This window comes from Nocardioides sp. GCM10028917 (genome assembly GCF_042666175.1).
In the GTDB taxonomy this organism is placed as follows: Bacteria; Actinomycetota; Actinomycetes; order Propionibacteriales; family Nocardioidaceae; genus Nocardioides.
On the sequence record NZ_JBHTFL010000014.1, the window covers coordinates 75,661 to 93,779 of the forward strand.

Sequence of the window (18,119 nt, forward strand, 5' to 3'; positions counted from 1 at the left end):
CGATGACGAACGCACCGCTGATCAGCCGCCACGACGACGCCGACGTGCTCGTCGGCGACGTCGCCTCCGCCCTGCTCGACCGCCTCGAGGCCGCGCAGGCCCGCGGGGAGGTCCCGCAGGTCGGGCTCACCGGGGGCACCATCGCCGAGGAGCTCCACCGCGAGCTCGCCCGACGGGCCGTCGACTCCGCGGTCGACTGGTCCCGCGTCGTGTTCTGGTGGGGTGACGAGCGCTTCGTCCCTGCGGACTCCGCCGACCGCAACGCGCGCCAGGCCCGCGAGTCACTCCTCGACCACGTCCCCGTGGACCCCGCCAACGTCCACGAGGTGCCGGCGAGCGACCAGGTCGCGACCGCCGAGGACGCTGCGGCGGCCTACGGCGAGGCGCTGCGCCAGCACGGCGCCGGGTTCTTCGAGGTGCTGATGCTCGGCATCGGCCCCGACGGCCACTGCGCGTCGCTGTTCCCCGGCCACGCTGCTCTGGAGGCCCGCGACGCGCTGGCCGTCGCCGTCCACGACTCCCCCAAGCCGCCACCCGACCGCGTCACCCTCACCTTCGAGGCGATGGATCGCTGCCGCGCGGTGTGGTTCATCGCCAGCGGCGAGGGCAAGGCGGAGGCGGTCGCGCGCGCGCTGGCCGCCGACGGGTCGGTCACGGAGACCCCCGCCCGCGGCGTACGCGGTGAGGAGACCGTCTGGTGGCTCGACGAGGCCGCCGCCTCCGCCCTCCCCGCCTGAACTACACGTGAGCGGGCACTTCGTGCCCGTCCCGGCCGCCGAGCGGGCACTTCCTGCCCGTCCGGTCAGCGCGACAGATCGATGTACGTCGGTCGGTGGGCCGCCGCGGTCGCGTGGCCCGCGCGGAGGCGGTCGCTCGCCGCCAGCCCGCGACCGTAGACGTCCTCCTTCGTGAACACGTCCATGTGCCATCGGCGCTCGTCGCGCAGCCAGTCGAGCCGGTCCTCGTCGTGCTCACGCTCGGCGTCGCCGTGGTAGGCCTCACCGAAGTACTCCGCGCCGTAGCGGACGTCGGCGTCGCCGACGTCGATGCGGAACCTCGGCACGCCGGCGTCGTCCTTCACCCAGACCTGCGTCTCCGGACGCGGCAGCTCGGCGTCGTACCAGTGCAGTCGCAGGGCGCTCTCCGGCGGGGACTCCGCTCCTGCGTCGCCGAGCGGGGCGAGGGTGCGGAGCTGGCGGATGCCGCGGTGGCCGGCGAACCTCGGGACCTCGCTGATCAGCAGCCCGTGGTCGAGACCGAGGCGCAGGAAGCCGTCGATGGCGCTGAGGGCGTCGAAGCGCCACAGCAGACGTCCGAGGTCGCACGCGGTCCGCAGCGGGGTGGTGACGGTGAGGGTGCCGATCTGGTCCAGGTCACGCGTCGTGAGCTCGCGGACGCCGCTCGCCACGCCCGGTCGGCGCATCCGGCTGCCGGACCGGCTGACCACGTCGAGCACCGGCATCTCGTGGATCGCCGAGCGAGGCAGCGCGTCGACACCGTGCAGCCACGCCGCGGTGCGGTCGACGACGACCGCGTGCTCGGGCACGACCAGCTCGAGCGCGGCGACGCGGAGGCGGAACGAGTCGGGCACCGTCGTGGCTACGAAGACGCCGCGCAGCACCGGTCGCAGCAGGCCGCGCTCGACCAGGCGTCGCCGCAGGCTCTCCCCGACCCCCAGACGGGTCGCCTCCCGGGCCGAGAAGGGACGGTCCAGCGGGATCGGGGCGTCCGTGCCCAACGCGCCGACGTCGCGACACCAGGCGGGCATGACGTGCATCCGTCCAGCCTGCCGCCTGCCGGCGGAGGACGTCGTACGTCATCCACAGGGGCAGTTGCCCGACCGGCAGGACGTGCCCGGTCAGGGCTCACGACGGGCACGAAGTGCCCGGTCGGCATGCAGGACGGGCACGAAGTGCCCGGTCACGTGTAGTTCAGAAGATGATCTCGCCGGCCTTGCGGCGGCTGCGCAGCAGGGCGACGGCCTCGTCGAGGATGTCGGCCGCCTCGGTCTCGCTGCGACGCTCCTTCACGTAGGCGAGGTGCGTCTTGTAGGGCTCGATCTTGGGGGCCGGGGGCGGGTTCTCGGAGTCGAGGCTCGCGGGCAGTCCGCACTTGGGGCAGTCCCACGACTCCGGCACGGCGGCCTCGATCGCGAACGTCACCACGGACCGGTGGTCGTGGCTGCAGAAGTACGTCACTGCCTGCCGCGGCGCGGCCTCGCCGCGCTCGGCCTCACCCATCGGGCCGGCCCCGACCCGACTACCGCGGATCGCGTTTCCAGCACCAGCCATGACGACTCCTTCTCAGAAACGCTCGGGGACTCAGCTGCCCTGGTAGGCCATGAGCAGGCCGAGGGCGACAACACACGCAAACCAGATGACGCCGACCCCGACCGTGAACCGGTCGAGGTTGCGCTCCGCCACCGACGATCCCCCCAGGCTGCTGGACACGCCGCCACCGAACATGTCGGACAGGCCGCCTCCGCGGCCCTTGTGGAGGAGCACGAGCAGGATCATGATCGCGCTCGTCAGGACGAGCAGGATGGTGAAAGCAAGAATCACGAGCGGAAGCCTACGTCACGTACGCCGCAAACCGGTGAGCGCCCTCACAGCACCGGCATGTCGTAGAAACGGCAGATCCCGCCGAACTCGTCGACCTGCAGGCTGGCACCTCCGACGAGGCATCCGTCGACGTCCGCCTTCTCCATGATCCCGCCGACGTTGGCGGCCTTGACCGACCCGCCGTACAGGATCCGCAGGCCGTCGGCCGCACCGTCGCCGTGCACCTCGCGGACGCGCTCGCGGATCGCCGCACAGACCTCCTGCGCGTCGTCCGGGGTCGCCACCTCGCCCGTCCCGATGGCCCAGACCGGCTCGTAGGCGACCACGAGCCCGGCGACCTGCTCGGCGGTGAACCCGTCGAGCGAGCCGTCGAGCTGCGTGAGCGTGAAGGGCACGTGCTCGCCGGCCTGGCGCACGTCGAGACCCTCTCCGACGCACACGATGGGGGTCATCCTGGCGTGGACCGTCTTGTGGGCCTTGGCGTTGACCAGCTCGTCGGACTCGTTGTGGTACATCCGGCGCTCGCTGTGCCCGACCACGACGTAGGAGCACCCCAGCTTGGACAGCATGGCCGCGGAGATCTCGCCGGTGTAGGCGCCGTTGTCGTGGACGGAGACGTCCTGGGCGCCGTAGCGGATCGACAGCCGGTCGCCGTCGACGAGCGTCTGCACCGAGCGCAGGTCGGTGAACGGCGGCACCACGACGACCTCGACCTTGCCGAAGTCGTGGCGCTTGTCCGCCAGCGTCCAGGCGAGCTTCTGGACCGTCACCACCGCTTCCTGGTGGTTGAGGTTCATCTTCCAGTTGCCCGCCATCAGCGGCGTGCGCTTGTCAGCCACGTCGTTCAGCCCCTCTCGAGTACAGCGATGCCCGGGAGCTCCTTGCCCTCGAGGAACTCCAGCGACGCGCCACCGCCGGTGGAGATGTGACCGAACGCGCCCTCGTCGAAGCCGAGCTGGCGGACGGCGGCGGCGGAGTCGCCACCACCGACCACGGACAGCCCGTCCACCTCGGTCAGCGCCTGCGCGACGGCACGGGTGCCGCCGGCGAACGCGTCGGTCTCGAACACCCCCATCGGGCCGTTCCAGAAGACCGTCCTGGCGTCGGACAGCTCCGCCGCGAAGGCGGCTGCCGACTCGGGCCCGATGTCGAGACCGAGGGCGTCGGCCGGGATCTCCGAGGCGGGTACGACGGACGGCTGCGCCTCGCGGTCGCCCGACGGGAACGCCGTGTCGACCACGACGTCGGTCGGCAGCACGATCTCGACGCCACGGTCCGCCGCCTCGCTGAGGTAGCGGTTGCAGGTGTCGAGCTGGTCGGCCTCGAGGAGGCTCTTGCCGACCTCGTGGCCCTGGGCCTTGAGGAAGGTGAAGACCATGCCGCCGCCGATGAGCAGCTTGTCGGCCTTGTCGATGAGGTTGTCGATGACCCCGAGCTTGTCGGAGACCTTTGACCCGCCCAGCACGACGACGTAGGGCCGCTCGGGCTCCTCCGTCAGTCGCCGCAGCACGTCGACCTCCGCCGCCACCAGGCCGCCCATCGCGGACGGCAGCCGCAGCGCGACGTCGTACACGCTCGCCTGCTTGCGGTGGACGACGCCGAACCCGTCGGAGACGAAGGCGTCGGCCAGCTGGGCGAGCTGGTCGGCGAACGCCCCGCGGACCTCGTCCTCCTTGCTGGTCTCACCGTCGTTGAAGCGGACGTTCTCCAGGAGGGCGACGTCACCGTCCTCCAGGCCGGCGACGGTCTCGGACGCGCTCGCGCCGACGGTGTCGGTCGCGAACGCCACCGGCCGCCCCAGCAGCTCGGACAACCGACCGGCGACCGGCTCCAGCGAGTACGCCGGGTCGGGCGCGCCCTTGGGGCGGCCCAGGTGGGCGGTCACGACCACCCGGGCGCCCGCGTCGGACAGCTGCGTGATGGTCGGTACGCTCGCGCGGATCCGGCCGTCGTCGGTGATGGTGGTGCCGTCGAGGGGCACGTTGAGGTCCGATCGGACCAGGACGCGCTTGCCCCTCAGGTCACCGAGGGACTCGATGCCAGCGGTGGACTCGGCCATCGTCAGAGCGACGTGCCGACGTGCGTGATCAGGTCGGCGAGTCGGTTGGAGTAGCCCCACTCGTTGTCGTACCAGCCGAGCACCTTGACCTGGTTGCCGATCACCTTGGTGAGCGGCGCGTCGAAGATGCAGGACGCCGGGTCGGTGACGATGTCGGTGGAGACCAGCGGGTCGGTGGAGTAGCGCAGGTAGCGCCCGTCGGCCGCAGCCTTGACGATCTCGTTGACCTCGTCGACCGACGTCTCGCGGCTGGCCTCGAAGGTCAGGTCGGTGGCGGAGCCGGTGGGGACCGGCACGCGCATGGCGTAGCCGTCGAGCTTGCCCTTGAGCTCGGGCAGGACGAGGCCGATGGCCTTCGCCGCACCGGTCGAGGTCGGCACCATGTTGAGCGCCGCGGCGCGGGCGCGACGCGGGTCCTTGTGGATGTTGTCCTGGAGGTTCTGGTCGGCGGTGTAGGCGTGGATGGTCGTCATCAGGCCCTTGTTGATGCCGAGGCCGTCGTGCAGCGCCTTGGCCATCGGCGCGAGGCAGTTGGTCGTGCACGACGCGTTGGAGATGACGGTGTGCGCCGAGGGGTCGTAGAGCTCGTGGTTGACGCCCATCACGATGGTGATGTCCTCGTTGGAGGCGGGCGCGGAGATGATGACCTTCTTGGCGCCGGCGTCGACGTGGGCCTTGGCCTTGGTCGCGTCGGTGAAGAAGCCGGTGGACTCGACGACCACGTCGGCGCCGATGTCGCCCCACTTGAGGGCGGACGGGTCGCGCTCGGCGAACGCCGCGATGGTCTGGTCGCCCACCTTGATCGACGTGTCGTCGCTGGACACGTCGGCGTCGAGCCGGCCCAGGATCGAGTCGAACTTGAGCAGGTTCGCCAGCGAGGCGTTGTCGGTCAGGTCGTTCACACCGACGATCTCGATGTCGGCACCCGAGGCGCGCACGGCGCGGAAGAAGTTGCGGCCGATGCGACCGAAGCCGTTGATACCTACGCGGACAGTCATGGGTCATGCCTCCTTGGTGGGGCCTTCGGTGACCCCGTCGACAGCTGCGGCCTTTGGTGACCACCTCCGACCCTAGCGGGTGCCGACCCGGGCGCGGTCCGAGGTCTCCCGCGGTACGGACCGGTAACTTTGGATCGATCCAACGGCGTCGTCACACCCCCGGGCTCCACCGCCGGTGCATGATGTCCCAGCATTTCCGGCGCGGCCGGTTGACGGTACGACGATCCACTTCAGGAGGGCTTCAGGTGCAGGACGGGGGCGGCATCGGCGTCCGGTGCTCGGGCGTGGTGCACCTCTACCGGACCTTCGAGGGCCACGACGTGGTGGCGCTGCAGGGGGTCGACCTGGAGATCGCCCCGGGCGAACGGGTCGCGTTCCTCGGCCCGAGCGGGTCGGGCAAGTCCACGCTGCTCGCGCTCCTCGGCGGCATCCAGCGCCCCAGCGCCGGACGGATCCTGCTGGGCGACGACGACATCTCACGGATGAGCGAGCGGCACCTGTCCCGCCTCCGTGCGCGCCGGGTGGCGACCATGCTGCAGGGGTCCACGCGCAACCTCCTCCCCTACACGACGGCGCGGCGCAACGTGGAGTTCGCCCGCATCGGCATGACGGCCGAGGAGGCGGACCGGGCGCCGGGTGTGGCCGACCTGCTCGACCGGGTGGGGCTGACCGACCAGGCCGACCAGGTGGTGAGCACGATGTCGGGTGGCCAGCGCCAGCGACTGGCCCTCGCGTGCGCCGTCGCCACGACGCCGGGCCTGCTCCTCGCCGACGAGCCGACCAGCCAGCTCTCCCACGTGGACCGCGACGCCGTCGTCGGACTGCTCCACGACCTCAACCGCGACTTCGGCACCACCGTCGTGGTGGTCACCCACCAGCCGGAGGTCGCCGCGACCTTCCCCCGCACCGTGACGATGAAGGGCGGCCGGGTCGGGTCCGAGGGACACCACGGCGCCGAGTACGCCGTCATCGGGAGCGAAGGGGTCCTGCACCTGCCCTCGCACCTCACCACCCAGTGGCCCGCCGGCACGCTCGTCCGCGTCGATGCGGAGCCGCGACGGATCGTGATCACGCACCCGGCGGACGAGACCGGCATCCCGCGGGACGGTCTGCGATGAACGCCGAGATGGATGGGACCGGCGACCTGGTCCTCGACCACGTCAGCTACCAGCCCGGGCCGCTCCTGCTCGACGACGTCTCCGTGACGTTCGCGGCCGGCCGGGTGACCGCGCTGTCCGGACCCAGCGGGTCGGGCAAGACGACGCTGCTCTCGATCGCCGGTGGCCTGATCGCCCCGAGCACGGGCGCCGCGACGTACGACGGCCGCGCGACGTGGCAGGGCGACGGGGACCCGCCGCCCGAGATCGCCTTCGTGCTCCAGGTCTACGGCCTGGTGCCCATCCTGTCCGCGCGCGAGAACGTCGCCATCGCGCTGCGCGCCCGCGGCACCCCGTGGACCGACGCCTCCGACCGCGCCGAGGCGGCGTTGGCCCGCTTCGACATCGCCGACCTCGGTGACCGCCAGGTGGAGGAGCTCTCCGGCGGACAGCTGCAACGCGTCGCCTGTGCCCGCGGCCTGGTGGTAGGGGCCCCCGTGCTGCTGGCCGACGAGCCGACGAGCGAGCTCGACCAGGGCAACGTCGCGGTCGTCCTCGACGCCCTGCGCGCCGAGGCCGAGCGGGGATGCGTCGTCGTCATCGCGACCCACGACCCCGCCATCGTCGAGCTGGCCGACCACCACGTCGCGCTCGACGAGGGCCGGATCGCATGACCTTGCGCGTCTGGGCCGGGTGGTGGGCCCGGCGTGGCACCCACCTGCCCGTCGCCGCGGCCATCGCGGTGGTGACCGCGGCCACCGTGCTCGCCGACGCGGGCGGCAGGCCTGCCGTCCTCGTGCCGCTCGTCGTGCTCGCAGCCGGGGTGCTGCCCGGCGCCGGCCTCGCCCTCGGCGGCGCGCGGCGGCAGGAGGCGGCGCTGCTGCGACTGCACGGACGCCGCGGCGTGCGCTGGGTGACCGCGCTCGTCGCCGAACCGATGCTGACCGCGGTCCTCGGCGGCCTGGCAGGCGCTGCGGTGCCGCTGGTCCTGGGCGCCGAGATCGCGTCCCGGTCCCTCGTCGCCGCGGTGTGGCTCCTCGCCTCGGCCACCGTCGTCACCGCGATGGTGGTCGCACTGCGCGGACCCCTGACCGAGCTGCTCCGCCCTGCCGGTGCCGAGCGGGCGCGCCGCGCCAGCGCCCTCGCCGCCCTCGTCCCCGTGGTCGTCGCCGTGGCCGCGGTCGTCGCGCTGCTCCGCCGCTCCTCGACCGCCCCCGACGCCTGGGCCTTCACCGCCCCCGTGGTCGTGGGCCTCGCCGCCGGTCTGCTGGCGACCGCGGTGGTCCGACTGGTCGCGCACCGGCTCGCCCGGCGTCCCGACCTCGGGCCGTCGCTGGCCGGCCACCGGCTCGCGCTGCCGCGGGCCGCGACCGGTCTCCCCGTCCTGGTCGGCTCGGCCGTGCTCCTCGGCTGCGCGGCCAACACCGCGATGGCCGTCCACGACTGGGCGCGCGACACCTCGCTCGTGACGTCCGCGACGCCCCTGGTGGTGTCGTACGACGGACCTGCCGACGGCCTGCTCGAGGCGACCCGCGAGGCCGACCCGGACGGGCGGTGGCTGATGGCGGCGATCCGGGTCCTCGAGGACGAGCGGCCGATCTCGCGTCGGGTCTACCTCGACACCGCGCGCTACGAGCGGGTCGTCGGTGACCGGCTCGCGGGGACCGCAGCGGCCCGCGGCGCTGACCAGGTGTCCGACCTCGGCGCCGCGGCCGCCGGGACCGATCCTGAACCCGTCACCACGGGCCGCCGCATGACCGTCCGCCTGGCCCTCGCCGGTCCGCGCCCACGCCCCCTGCGCCTCGACGTGCTGACGGTGAGCCCGTCCGGGTCGGGCCGCCAGACCGTCTTCGCCCGGCCGACCCCGGGGACGCCGACGACCGTCTCCACCGACCTCGTCCGGTGCGAGACCGGTTGCCGGGTGACCGGGATGGAGGTGGCCATCGGGATCCCGTGCAACGACGACACCTGGGCCCAGCCCCGCTGCCAGCGGCCGGCCCTCACCCTCACCGCGCTCGACCTCGGCGGGCTCGACCTGCTGGACCGCCCGTGGGTGCTGACCGAGCCCGACGACCGTCCCCCCGGCGAGCTCGCGGCCACGCCGGGACGGCTCAGGGTCCGGCCGAGCAGCGCCGGCACCAGCTACCTCGCCACCGACCGGTCGCCCTGGGCCACGCCGGTCCTCGCCACGAGCAGCGTGGACTGGCCCGACGCGCCGGAGGCACCGACCACCGGCGGCATGGCGCGGCCGGCGCGCGTCCTGGCGACCGCCGACGCCCTGCCCGTCGTCGGCGCGGCGGGCACCGTGCTCGACCTGCCGACCTCCGTGGTCCCGGGCACCGGTGCCGTCGCGCGCGCCGAGCCACTGGTCCTCGCGCGCGCCGACACCCCGGACAGCGTGCTGGCCGAGGTCGGCACGCCCCGGCCCGGATCCGAGCTCTCACGCGAGGTCGTGCAGGCGGCCGACGACGGGGTGGCGGGCCGGTTCGCCGTGCTCGCCGGTGAAGGCGCGCTGCTCGGCCTGCTGGCCGTCGTGCTGCCCGCCGCGAGGCTGCGGCGCGAGCGCACCCACGAGCGGGCGGTGCTGCGCCTCGTCGGCGTACGCCGGTCCGACCAGCGCTCCGCCGGCCGCCTGCAGGTCGTCGTGATGGCCCTCGCGGCCGGCCTGGCGAGCGTCGCGGCGACGCTGCTGGTCGTCTCGACGCTCTCGGACGCCCTCCCGGTGCTGGCCGCCGGCCCGGGACAGCTCCCCCTCGACACCGGACCCCGGGTCCCCGCGCTCGTCCTGGCGGGCACGGTCGCGACCCTGCTCGCAGGGGTCACCACCTGGTGGACCGGCCACGTCCCCGACCGCGCGAGCCTCCCGGCCCGGCTGCGTGAGGAGGTGTCGCCGTGATCCGGGTGGCGCTCGACGGCCTGCGGTCGCGCTCCCTGCTCTCCCTCGGCACCTTGCTCCTGCTGGTGGTGGCGCTGGGCTCGGCCGTGCTCGGTCCGTCCTTCGCCGCCGCCGTCGGCAACGCGTACGCCGTCACCCGGCTGCAGGAGGAGCGCAACGTCCTGACCGGGCGCACGTGGGAGGTCCGGCCGAGCAGCGCCGTCGACGACCCGGGCGCCCTGCTCGACGACACGCTCGCCCAGCTCGTCCTGCCGGAGGACCAGCACGCCGCCACGGCCCAGCTGGAGTCCGCCCGGGTGCTCGCCCCGGGCTCTCTCGGCGAGGTGATGCTGATGGCGAAGCCGGACGCCTGCGCGCACCTCGACCTCGAGGGGCGCTGCCCGACCGCGCCCGGCGAGGTGGCCGTGCTGGCCGGCGACGCGGAGGAGGACGGACACGAGCTCGGCGACCGGATCGACCTGGGCGAGCCGTTCGGCACGCTCACCCTCGTCGGCACCTACGCCTACCCCTCGGGCCCGACCGTCTCGTCCGAGCGGCGCGAGGCGCTCGAGGACTTCTGGTTCGAGCCGGGCCGGCTGGCGTCGGTCCCCGCCACGGTGCGCCCGGGACGGCAGGTCACCGACATCGCCCGGCAGCCGGCGCCCTACCTCGTCACTCCCGACCAGCTCGCCGGACTGGCACCGAGCCAGCTCCTGGTCCGGGTCGACAGCCGCATCGAGGTGCCGGCCGACCTGGACGCCGCCGACCTGCCCGCGCTGGCCCGGCGCGCCGCCGCGGACCCGGCACCGCAGCAGCTCGCGGTGGGCACCGCCGCCGAGATCTCCAACAACGACCTCGACGGCATCGTCGCCGACGTCGAACGGGAGCGGCGCTCCGCGCTCCTCGCGGTCACGCCGGCCGTGGTCTCGCTCGTCCTCGTCGCCCTGGCCCTGCTCAGCCGCCTGACCTCGGCGGCGGGCGAGCTGCGGGTGCCCGACCTGGCCCTGGCCTCGCTCCGCGGCGCCGACCGCCGGCGGACCTGGCTGCTGGCGCTGAGCGAGCCGCTGCTCCTCGTCGTCCTGGCCGTGCCGATCGGCGTTGCGGGCGGCGCGGCGCTCACCTGGGCGCTCGTGCGGGCATGGCTGCCCACCGGGCTGCCGGTACCGGTGCCGGCGTACGCCGTGCTCGCGTCCGTCGCCGTCGTCGCCTGCTCGATCGCGGTCTGCGTCGTCTCGACGCGGACGGTCCTCGCCCGCAGCCTCGCCGACCAGCTGAGCGGCCAGGCCCGGCCCCGGCCGGCCGGACGGCTCGCGGTGCTGGTCGCCCTCGCCCTGGTGGCGCTGACCCTCGTCCTGGTGGTCGCCGCGCTCACCCGGCCGGCCGGCGGTGCCGCCGACGCGGCCGACCTCGTGCTGCCGCTCCTGATCGCCGCCGTCCTCGGGCTCGCCGCTGCCGCCGGCACCCGCGCGGCCGCGCGGGCGCTGGCCCGCCGACCGGCGCGTGGTGTCGCGGGCTTCCTGGCCGTGCGGGCCGTGGCGCGGCGCTCGGTCGGCACCCTCGTCGTGCTGCCCCTGACCATCGCGATCGCCGTCGTCACCTTCGGCGCCGGCACCTTCGACGCCGCCGGTGCCTGGCGGGCCAGCGTGGCCGCCACCCAGGCTCCGGCCAGCACGGTCTGGTCGAGCGAGCTGCCGATGAGCGAGGCCGTGGCCCTCACCCACCGCCTCGACCCCGACGGCCGGTGGCTGATGGCCACGGGCACTTGGAACGCCCAGGACGGCGTCTACGTGGTCGCCGACGTGCCGCGCCTGCCGACCGCCTCGACGTGGGACCCCTCCTGGACGCCCGGGCACAGCGTGGACGACGTCGTCGCCGCCATCACCAGGCCGCCCACACCTCCGTTGACCGGGGCACGCCTCCGACTCGGCCTGACCGTGCCGCGCACCGCCGGCGAGGTCACCGTCGAGATGCGGATGCGCACCTCGGGCGGCGACACCTTCAACGCGTACGTCGGACCGTTCGGCCCCGGCACGTCCACCGCCACCGAGCCCATCCCATGCGAGCGCGGCTGCACGGTCGAGGGTCTCGCCCTGGCCGGGCCGGCAGGCCTGCCCACCGATCTCTCCGGGGAGTACGTCGTCGGTCCGCTCGAGGCTGACGACACCGATGCCTCCGACGTGCTCACCCGCGGCGACTGGCACCTCGTCGACGAGGGCGTCGCCCAGGCGGCGCAGGACGTGCGGGTCGACGGCACCGGTCTCGTCGTCACCGCCGACGGGACCGGCAAGGGCGCGCTGACGTCCGGGATGGGGGGCCTGCGTCCCGTCGTGGCCGGCCGGGTGGCCGTGGACCGCCTCGGCCGGGTCGCCGCGGGCGCCGCGACCTCGACCGTCGGCGGTCCCCCGCCCTCCGAGGCCGTGCTGGTCGCCGAGAGCGTGCCGTTCCTCGGCCCCGAGGGAGTGCTGATCGACTACTCCGTCCTGACGACCAACCGCACGGTCTACGAGGAGGAGTTCGAGGTCCGGGTCCTGGCTGCGGCCGGTACGCCCGAACGCGTCACGACGGCGCTGGCGGGACAGGGCCTCGCGGTGGAGCGCGTCTACGCGCAGGAGCGCGAGCGCCTCGACGGGACGGCGTACGCCCTCGCCCTGCGTCTCTACCTGGTCGCGTCGGTCCTCGTGCTGCTGATGGCGGTGGCCGGCCTCGTGGTCACGACAGCGATCCAGCTGCCGGGGCGCCGGATGGACGCCGCCGCGCTGAGCGTCGTCGGCGTACGACGCCGTTCGGTGCTGTCGTCGGTGGCCGTGGAGCAGGTCGTGGTGCTCGGCGCTGCGGCCGTCGCGGGCCTGCTCGCCGGTGCGGCGGCGCAGCTCATCGTGCTGGGCCGGATCACCCTGGGGCAGGTCGAGGAGGCCTCGTGGCCCCGGGTGGTCGCGCGGATCGATCCTGCGCTGTTGAGCGCCACTGCCCTGGTCGTGGCCGTCCTGCTCGGCACGGTGGCGCTGCTGAGCGCCTGGGCGACCGTGCGCCGGGCCCGCGGGGCGTCCCTGCGGGAGAAGGCTCGCTAGCTCCTCCGGGGGCCGTCGGGGCCGGTCAGACCTCGTCGGCCAGCATCTCCGGGGTCAGCGACGACTCCGTGTCGGGGATGCCCAGGTCCTCGGCGCGCTTGTCGGCCATCGCCAGCAGGCGCCGGATGCGGCCGGCAATCGCGTCCTTGGTCAGCACGGGGTCGTGCAGCTGGCCGAGCTCCTCGAGCGAGGCCTGCTTGTGCTCGAGGCGCAGGTGGCCGGCCTGGCGGAGGTGGTCGGGGATCTCCTCGCCGAGGATCTCCAAGGCGCGCTCCACGCGCGCACCGGCGGCCACCGCGGCGCGGGCCGAGCGGCGCAGGTTGGCGTCGTCGAAGTTGGCAAGACGGTTGGCGGTGGCGCGGACCTCGCGCCGCATCCGCCGCTCCTCCCAGGCCATCAGCGACTCGTGGGCGCCGAGCCGGGTCAGCAGCGCGCCGATCGCGTCGCCGTCGCGGATCACCACGCGGTCCACGCCTCGCACCTCGCGCGCCTTGGCGGAGATGCCGAGGCGGCGGGCGACGCCGACGATGGCGAGCGCGGCCTCCGGGCCGGGGCAGGTGATCTCCAGCGACGACGAGCGCCCCGGCTCGGTGAGCGAGCCGTGGGCCAGGAAGGCACCGCGCCAGGCGGCGACGGCGTCGCACCCGCCACCGCTGACCACCGCCGGCGGCAGGCCGCGCACCGGGCGGCCGCGCTGGTCGAGCAGGCCGGTCTGGCGGGCCAGCGCCTCGCCGTCCTTGGTGACGCGCACGATGTAGCGGCTGCCCTTGCGGATGCCGTTGCCCTGGACCATCACCACGTCGGACGGGTGGCCGTAGACCTCGGAGATGTCCGTGCGGAGACGCCGGGCCGCGGCGCCGGTGTCGAGCTCGGCCTCCACGACGATGCGGCCGCTCACGATGTGCAGTCCCCCGGCGAAGCGGAGCATCGAGGCGACCTCGGCCTTGCGGCAGCAGGTCTTGGTGATCTGGGTGGAGGCGAGCTCTGCCTTCACCTGTGCCGTCATAGCCATGGGGCGAATCCTGCCACGTAGGTCAACGACCCTCGGCGGGAACGGTCGAGCCGCCCGCGCAGGCGTGATTCAGGCCTCGTCCACGACCCGGCGGAACGCCTCCGCGAGCCGGTCGGGGTCGTGGCGCGGCTCCCCCGGGACGGCGATGTCGGCCACCACCAGACGGGCTCCGCGGTCGGCCACGTCCTTCTCCAGCCGGGCGTGGTCGTCCGCGATCGCGGACGCGTCGACGAGCACCGCGTGGACCGTCAGGTCGGGTGCGTGCTCGAACAGGGCGGCGAGGTGGTCGGCAGGACCGAAGCCGGTCGTCTCACCCGCCTGCGCCTCGAGGTTGAGCACCACGACGAGCCGCCCGGCGGTCTCGGCGAGGGCACGGCGGAGCCCGGGCACCATCAGGTGCGGGATCACCGAGCTGAACCACGACCCCGGGCCGAGCACGACCCACTCGGCGGCGAGGATCGCGTCGACGGCCTCGGCACAGGCCTGCGGGTCCTCCGGGACGAGGGCGACCGACTCGATGCGGCCGCCCGTGGTGGCCACCTCCACCTGGCCGCGTACGACGGTGACGGCCTCCGGGTCGGCCTCCTCGGCGCCCCGGACCCGCGCCGTGATGTCCATCGGCGTGGTCGCCATCGGCAGCACGCGACCGTGGGCGCCGAGGAGCCGCCCGACCCAGTCGAGCGCCCGGACCGGCTCGCCCATGAGCTCCCAGAGCCCGACGATCAGCAGGTTGCCGACGACGTGGCCGTTCATCTCGCCCTGGCCGGCGAAGCGGTGCTGCAGGACCTCGGCCCACGTGCGTCCCCACTCGTCGTCGCCGCAGAGCGCGGCGAGCGCCATCCGCAGGTCGCCCGGGGGCAGGACGCCGAACTCGCCGCGCAGCCGGCCGGACGAGCCGCCGTTGTCGGCGACGGTCACGACGGCCGTCAGGTCGTCGATCGTGAGGTCGTCGTGGAGCCGGCGCAGCGCCGACAGGGTCGCGAACAGGCCGTGCCCGCCGCCGAGGGCCACCGCAGCCTGGGCGGTGTCGCGGGCCACGTCACTCCCTGCCGAGGTCGCGGTGGGCGGTGCTGACGTCGTAGCCGGACTCGCGGAGGAGCCCGGCGATCTCCTCGGTCATCGCGACACTGCGGTGCTTGCCGCCCGTGCAGCCGATGGCGACCTGCATGAACCGCTTGCCCTCGTCCAGGTATCCCTCCGCGACCGTCTTGAGGACGGGGAGGTACTGCTCCAGGAACCGGCCCGCGCCGGGCTGGGAGAGCACGTAGTCCGACACGTCGGGATCGCGACCGTTCTGCGGGCGCAGCTCGGGGACCCAGTGCGGGTTGGGCAGGAAGCGCATGTCGGCCACCCAGTCGGCGTCGACGGGGATGCCGTACTTGAAGCCGAAGCTGATGACCGTGACCTTGAGGCGCGTCGAGGCCGCCGTGCCGAACAGCTCGGCGATCCGGTCCTGGAGCTGGTGGACGTTGAAGTTGGAGGTGTCGAGCAGCACGTCGGCGTCGCCGCGGATGTCAGCCATCACGCCGCGCTCGCGCTGCAGGCCGTGGAGGAGGCGTCCGCCCCCCTGCAGGGGGTGCGGCCGGCGGGCGGCCTCCTGGCGGCGCACCAGCACCTCCTCGGTCGCCTCGAGGAAGAGCAGCGTCGTGGGGCGGCCGGTCACCTGCTGGTGGCGGTTGGCCTGCAGGGAGTCGAAGAACGAGCCCGACCGGACGTCGACCACCACCGCGATCGGCTGGTCGATGCCGCGGCTGTCGTCGACGAGCCGCACGACGTCGCGCACCAGCGTCGGGGGGAGGTTGTCGACGACGAAGTAGCCGAGGTCCTCGAGCTCCTTGGCTGCCGTGCTGCGACCGGCGCCGGTCATGCCGGTGACGATCACGAGCTCGCCGGGCGTGGGTTCCACTCTCAGTCCTCCAGGATCTCGCCGGTGGCGGTGTTGACGGTCGGCGCCTTGGCAGCAGTCTTGCCGGTCGCCTCGGCCTTGGCGACGGCGTCCTTGATGGCCGTGGCCGTCCGCGGCCCGATGCCGGGGACGAGCGCGATCTGGTCGACGTCGGCCTCGCGCAGCTTCTTGAGCGACCCGAAGTGCTTGAGGAGCGTCTTGCGACGCACCTCCCCGAGCCCCGGGACGTCGTCGAGGGTGCTCTCCACCATCGACTTGGAGCGCCGGTTGCGGTGGTGGGTGATGGCGAAGCGGTGGGCCTCGTCGCGGATCCGCTGCAGGAGGTAGAGGCCCTCGCTGGTGCGGGCCATGATCACCGGGTCCTCCTCCCCCGGCAGCCACACCTCCTCCAGCCGCTTGGCCAGCCCGCACACGGGTACGTCGTTGATGCCGAGCTCGGCGAGCGCCTGCTGGGCCGCCGCCACCTGGGGCGGTCCGCCGTCGACGACGACCAGCGAGGGCGCGTAGGCGAACTTGCGCGGGCGACCTGTCTCCGGATCGACGAGCATCGGACCTGACGGCGGTTGGCCAGACTGCTCCGCTTGCGGAGCACTCTGGCCGACCGCAGGAGCCGCTTGAAGCTCAGCGCCGTGCTTGCTCTGCTCGTCGAGCAGCCGCCGGAACCGCCGGGTGATCACCTCGTGCATCGAGGCGACGTCGTTCTGGCCGTCCACGCCGCGGATCACGAACCGGCGGTACTCGGACTTGCGGGAGAGGCCGTCCTCGAAGACCACCATCGAGGCGACGACCTCGGTGCCCTGGAGGTTGGAGACGTCGTAGCACTCGATCCGCAGCGGCACCTCGTCGAGCCCCAGTGACTGCTGGATCTCCTCGAGCGCGCGGTTGCGGGTCGTGAGGTCGCTGGCCCGCTTGGTCTTGTGCAGGGCGAGCGCCTGGAGGGCGTTGTTGGCCACCGTCTGCTGGAGGTCGCGCTTGTCGCCGCGCTGCGGGACGCGGATGGCGACCCTGCTCCCCCGCCGCTCGCTGAGCAGCTGCTCCAGCACGTCGCTGTCCGGCGGCAGGGCCGGCACCAGCACCTCGCGCGGGATGGCGTCGTCCTCGCCGCCGTAGAGCTGGAGGAGGAAGTCCTGCACCAGCTCGGGGGTGCCGCCCTCGTCGGTGCGGTCGGCGACCCAGCCGCGCTGGCCGCGGATGCGACCTCCACGCACGTAGAAGATCTGCACGGCGACCTCGAGCGGGTCCTCGGCGAGCGCGATCACGTCGGCGTCGGTGCCGTCGCGCAGCACCACGGCCTGCTTCTCCAGCGCCTTGGTGAGCGCGCCGAGGTCGTCACGGAGCCGGGCGGCCTTCTCGAAGTCGAGCGCCTCCGAGGCGGCGTACATCTCCCGCTCGATGCGCTTGGTGAAGGCCGCCGTGTTGCCGGCCATGAAGTCGCAGAAGTCGTCGACGATCTCGCGGTGCTCCTCGGGCGTGACGTTGCCGACGCACGGGGCGGCGCACTTGTCGATGTAGCCCAGCAGGCACGGGCGACCGATCTGGGCCGAGCGCCTGAAGACGCCGTTGCTGCACGAGCGCATCGGGAAGACGCGCAGCAGCAGGTCGACGGTCTCGCGGATCGCCCAGGCGTGGCTGTAGGGGCCGAAGTAGCGGGTGCCCTTGCGCTTGGCACCGCGGCCGACCATCACCCGGGGAAACTCCTCGCCGACGGTCACCGCCAGCCAGGGGTAGGACTTGTCGTCGCGGTACTTGACGTTGAAGCGTGGGTCGAACTCCTTGATCCAGCTGTACTCCAGCTGGAGGGCCTCGACCTCGGTGTCGACGACGGTCCACTCCACGCTCGCGCCGGTCGTGACCATGGTCGCCGTGCGCGGGTGGAGGTTGCCGATGTCCTGGAAGTACGACGACAGGCGCGGGCGCAGGCTCTTGGCCTTGCCGACGTAGATGACGCGGCCCTTGGCGTCGCGGAAGCGGTAGACCCCCGGCTTGGTCGGGATCGACCCGGGCGCGGGTCGATAGGAGCTCGGCGTGGCCACCCGCCAACCCTACGGGCGGCCCCCGACAGCGGATCAGGCCTGGGTGATCGAGTCGCCGTCGACGGTGATCCCGACCGGCGCGAGGGGCGCCGACGCCGGTCCCGACAGCGGCGACCCGTCATCCAGGGAGAAGCGGCTGAGGTGGCACGGGCACGGGATCTCGCCGTCGCTGCTGGACTCGACGAGGCAGCCCTGGTGGGTGCACACGGCTGAGAACGCCTTGAAGTCACCCTCGGTCGGCTGGGTCACCACGACCTTGGCGTCCGCGTTGACGAAGCAACCACCCACCGGCACGGAGGAGGTGGTCGCCAACGCCGCCGCGGCGCTCGGGGTCTCCGTCCCGTCGGCGCTGGGCTCCGAGGGCGACTCGTCGCTCGGCGACGGCGAGGCCGACGAGGACGGGTCGGTGGCCGTCGGCTCGTCGTCGGAGCCGCACGCGGCGAGGACGGGGACACCGACGACGATGGCGGCGGAGCCGGTCAGGGCGCGACGTCTGTTCATGGCGGTCAT

At 73.4% G+C, this 18,119-nt stretch carries 16 protein-coding genes; 5 read left to right on the top strand and 11 right to left on the bottom strand.

Features of this window, described 5'->3' with window-relative positions; translation table 11 throughout:
* The first annotated feature begins 2 nt into the window (after nucleotides 1-2).
* Nucleotides 3-737, top strand: coding sequence for a 6-phosphogluconolactonase (pgl, locus tag ACFQW6_RS22660; RefSeq protein ID WP_378550925.1), 735 nt, complete (start codon nucleotides 3-5; stop codon nucleotides 735-737).
* Nucleotides 738-802: 65 nt separating this feature from the next.
* Here pgl and ACFQW6_RS22665 read toward each other — a convergent pair whose 3' ends face one another.
* The 6 genes from ACFQW6_RS22665 to gap all read right to left on the bottom strand — a co-directional run bounded on the left by ACFQW6_RS22665 (nucleotide 803) and on the right by gap (nucleotide 5,618).
* The gene (locus ACFQW6_RS22665) at nucleotides 803-1,777 is read right to left on the bottom strand and encodes a hypothetical protein (RefSeq protein ID WP_378550927.1); all 975 of its coding nucleotides are present in this window, start codon (nucleotides 1,775-1,777) and stop codon (nucleotides 803-805) included.
* 154 nt (nucleotides 1,778-1,931) lie between these two features.
* Nucleotides 1,932-2,291: an RNA polymerase-binding protein RbpA gene (locus ACFQW6_RS22670; protein ID WP_172259783.1), complete on the bottom strand. Its 360-nt coding sequence runs from the start codon at nucleotides 2,289-2,291 to the stop codon at nucleotides 1,932-1,934.
* 30 nt (nucleotides 2,292-2,321) lie between these two features.
* Nucleotides 2,322-2,561 carry a preprotein translocase subunit SecG gene (secG, locus tag ACFQW6_RS22675; protein ID WP_378550929.1) on the bottom strand — a complete coding sequence of 80 codons (240 nt, stop codon included), beginning with the start codon at nucleotides 2,559-2,561 and terminating at the stop codon, nucleotides 2,322-2,324.
* A 44-nt stretch (nucleotides 2,562-2,605) separates the two neighbouring features.
* Nucleotides 2,606-3,376: a triose-phosphate isomerase gene (gene tpiA, locus ACFQW6_RS22680; RefSeq protein ID WP_378550980.1), complete on the bottom strand. Its 771-nt coding sequence runs from the start codon at nucleotides 3,374-3,376 to the stop codon at nucleotides 2,606-2,608.
* 29 nt (nucleotides 3,377-3,405) lie between these two features.
* Complete coding sequence (locus ACFQW6_RS22685; RefSeq protein WP_378550931.1) at nucleotides 3,406-4,620, bottom strand: phosphoglycerate kinase; 1,215 nt, start codon at nucleotides 4,618-4,620, stop codon at nucleotides 3,406-3,408.
* Nucleotides 4,621-4,622: 2 nt separating this feature from the next.
* Nucleotides 4,623-5,618: a type I glyceraldehyde-3-phosphate dehydrogenase gene (gene gap, locus ACFQW6_RS22690; protein ID WP_378550933.1), complete on the bottom strand. Its 996-nt coding sequence runs from the start codon at nucleotides 5,616-5,618 to the stop codon at nucleotides 4,623-4,625.
* 245 nt (nucleotides 5,619-5,863) lie between these two features.
* On the opposite strand from gap, the gene ACFQW6_RS22695 reads away from it, so the two are divergent.
* Genes ACFQW6_RS22695 through ACFQW6_RS22710 form a run of 4 tightly spaced genes read left to right on the top strand, consistent with a single transcriptional unit; the run spans nucleotide 5,864 to nucleotide 12,658 of the window.
* Nucleotides 5,864-6,736, top strand: a complete 873-nt coding sequence (locus ACFQW6_RS22695; protein ID WP_378550935.1) for an ABC transporter ATP-binding protein — start codon at nucleotides 5,864-5,866, stop codon at nucleotides 6,734-6,736.
* A complete protein-coding gene (locus ACFQW6_RS22700) occupies nucleotides 6,733-7,389 on the top strand; it encodes an ABC transporter ATP-binding protein (protein ID WP_378550937.1) in 657 nt (218 codons plus the stop codon). The genes ACFQW6_RS22695 and ACFQW6_RS22700 overlap by 4 nt, the downstream gene beginning before the upstream one ends.
* Nucleotides 7,386-9,611, top strand: coding sequence for a hypothetical protein (locus ACFQW6_RS22705; RefSeq protein WP_378550939.1), 2,226 nt, complete (start codon nucleotides 7,386-7,388; stop codon nucleotides 9,609-9,611). The genes ACFQW6_RS22700 and ACFQW6_RS22705 overlap by 4 nt, the downstream gene beginning before the upstream one ends.
* Nucleotides 9,608-12,658 carry an FtsX-like permease family protein gene (locus ACFQW6_RS22710; protein ID WP_378550941.1) on the top strand — a complete coding sequence of 1,017 codons (3,051 nt, stop codon included), beginning with the start codon at nucleotides 9,608-9,610 and terminating at the stop codon, nucleotides 12,656-12,658. The genes ACFQW6_RS22705 and ACFQW6_RS22710 overlap by 4 nt, the downstream gene beginning before the upstream one ends.
* 25 nt (nucleotides 12,659-12,683) lie before the next feature.
* On the opposite strand, the gene whiA is transcribed toward ACFQW6_RS22710, so the two are convergent.
* The 5 genes from whiA to ACFQW6_RS22735 all read right to left on the bottom strand — a co-directional run bounded on the left by whiA (nucleotide 12,684) and on the right by ACFQW6_RS22735 (nucleotide 18,119).
* Nucleotides 12,684-13,670, bottom strand: a complete 987-nt coding sequence (gene whiA / locus ACFQW6_RS22715) for a DNA-binding protein WhiA (protein ID WP_378550943.1) — start codon at nucleotides 13,668-13,670, stop codon at nucleotides 12,684-12,686.
* A 69-nt stretch (nucleotides 13,671-13,739) separates the two neighbouring features.
* Nucleotides 13,740-14,708, bottom strand: coding sequence for a uridine diphosphate-N-acetylglucosamine-binding protein YvcK (gene yvcK, locus ACFQW6_RS22720; protein ID WP_378550945.1), 969 nt, complete (start codon nucleotides 14,706-14,708; stop codon nucleotides 13,740-13,742).
* A gap of 1 nt (nucleotide 14,709) precedes the next feature.
* Complete coding sequence (rapZ, locus tag ACFQW6_RS22725) at nucleotides 14,710-15,576, bottom strand: RNase adapter RapZ (RefSeq protein WP_378550947.1); 867 nt, start codon at nucleotides 15,574-15,576, stop codon at nucleotides 14,710-14,712.
* Nucleotides 15,577-15,578: 2 nt separating this feature from the next.
* Nucleotides 15,579-17,609: an excinuclease ABC subunit UvrC gene (uvrC, locus tag ACFQW6_RS22730; protein ID WP_378550949.1), complete on the bottom strand. Its 2,031-nt coding sequence runs from the start codon at nucleotides 17,607-17,609 to the stop codon at nucleotides 15,579-15,581.
* 33 nt (nucleotides 17,610-17,642) lie between these two features.
* Nucleotides 17,643-18,119 (bottom strand): Rieske (2Fe-2S) protein, encoded by a 477-nt coding sequence (locus ACFQW6_RS22735; RefSeq protein WP_378550951.1) that lies wholly within the window; start codon nucleotides 18,117-18,119, stop codon nucleotides 17,643-17,645.

Bases quoted from the DNA above. Each gene is read 5' to 3' on its own strand.
- ACFQW6_RS22665 (WP_378550927.1), bottom strand. From the start codon at position 1,777: ATGCACGTCATGCCCGCCTGGTGTCGCGACGTCGGCGCGTTGGGCACG.
- ACFQW6_RS22700 (WP_378550937.1), top strand. From the start codon at position 6,733: ATGAACGCCGAGATGGATGGGACCGGCGACCTGGTCCTCGACCACGTC.
- whiA (WP_378550943.1), bottom strand. From the start codon at position 13,670: ATGGCTATGACGGCACAGGTGAAGGCAGAGCTCGCCTCCACCCAGATC.
- gap (WP_378550933.1), bottom strand. From the start codon at position 5,618: ATGACTGTCCGCGTAGGTATCAACGGCTTCGGTCGCATCGGCCGCAAC.
- ACFQW6_RS22670 (WP_172259783.1), bottom strand. From the start codon at position 2,291: ATGGCTGGTGCTGGAAACGCGATCCGCGGTAGTCGGGTCGGGGCCGGC.
- tpiA (WP_378550980.1), bottom strand. From the start codon at position 3,376: ATGGCGGGCAACTGGAAGATGAACCTCAACCACCAGGAAGCGGTGGTG.
- ACFQW6_RS22685 (WP_378550931.1), bottom strand. From the start codon at position 4,620: ATGGCCGAGTCCACCGCTGGCATCGAGTCCCTCGGTGACCTGAGGGGC.
- pgl (WP_378550925.1), top strand. From the start codon at position 3: ATGACGAACGCACCGCTGATCAGCCGCCACGACGACGCCGACGTGCTC.
- ACFQW6_RS22735 (WP_378550951.1), bottom strand. From the start codon at position 18,119: ATGACCGCCATGAACAGACGTCGCGCCCTGACCGGCTCCGCCGCCATC.
- ACFQW6_RS22705 (WP_378550939.1), top strand. From the start codon at position 7,386: ATGACCTTGCGCGTCTGGGCCGGGTGGTGGGCCCGGCGTGGCACCCAC.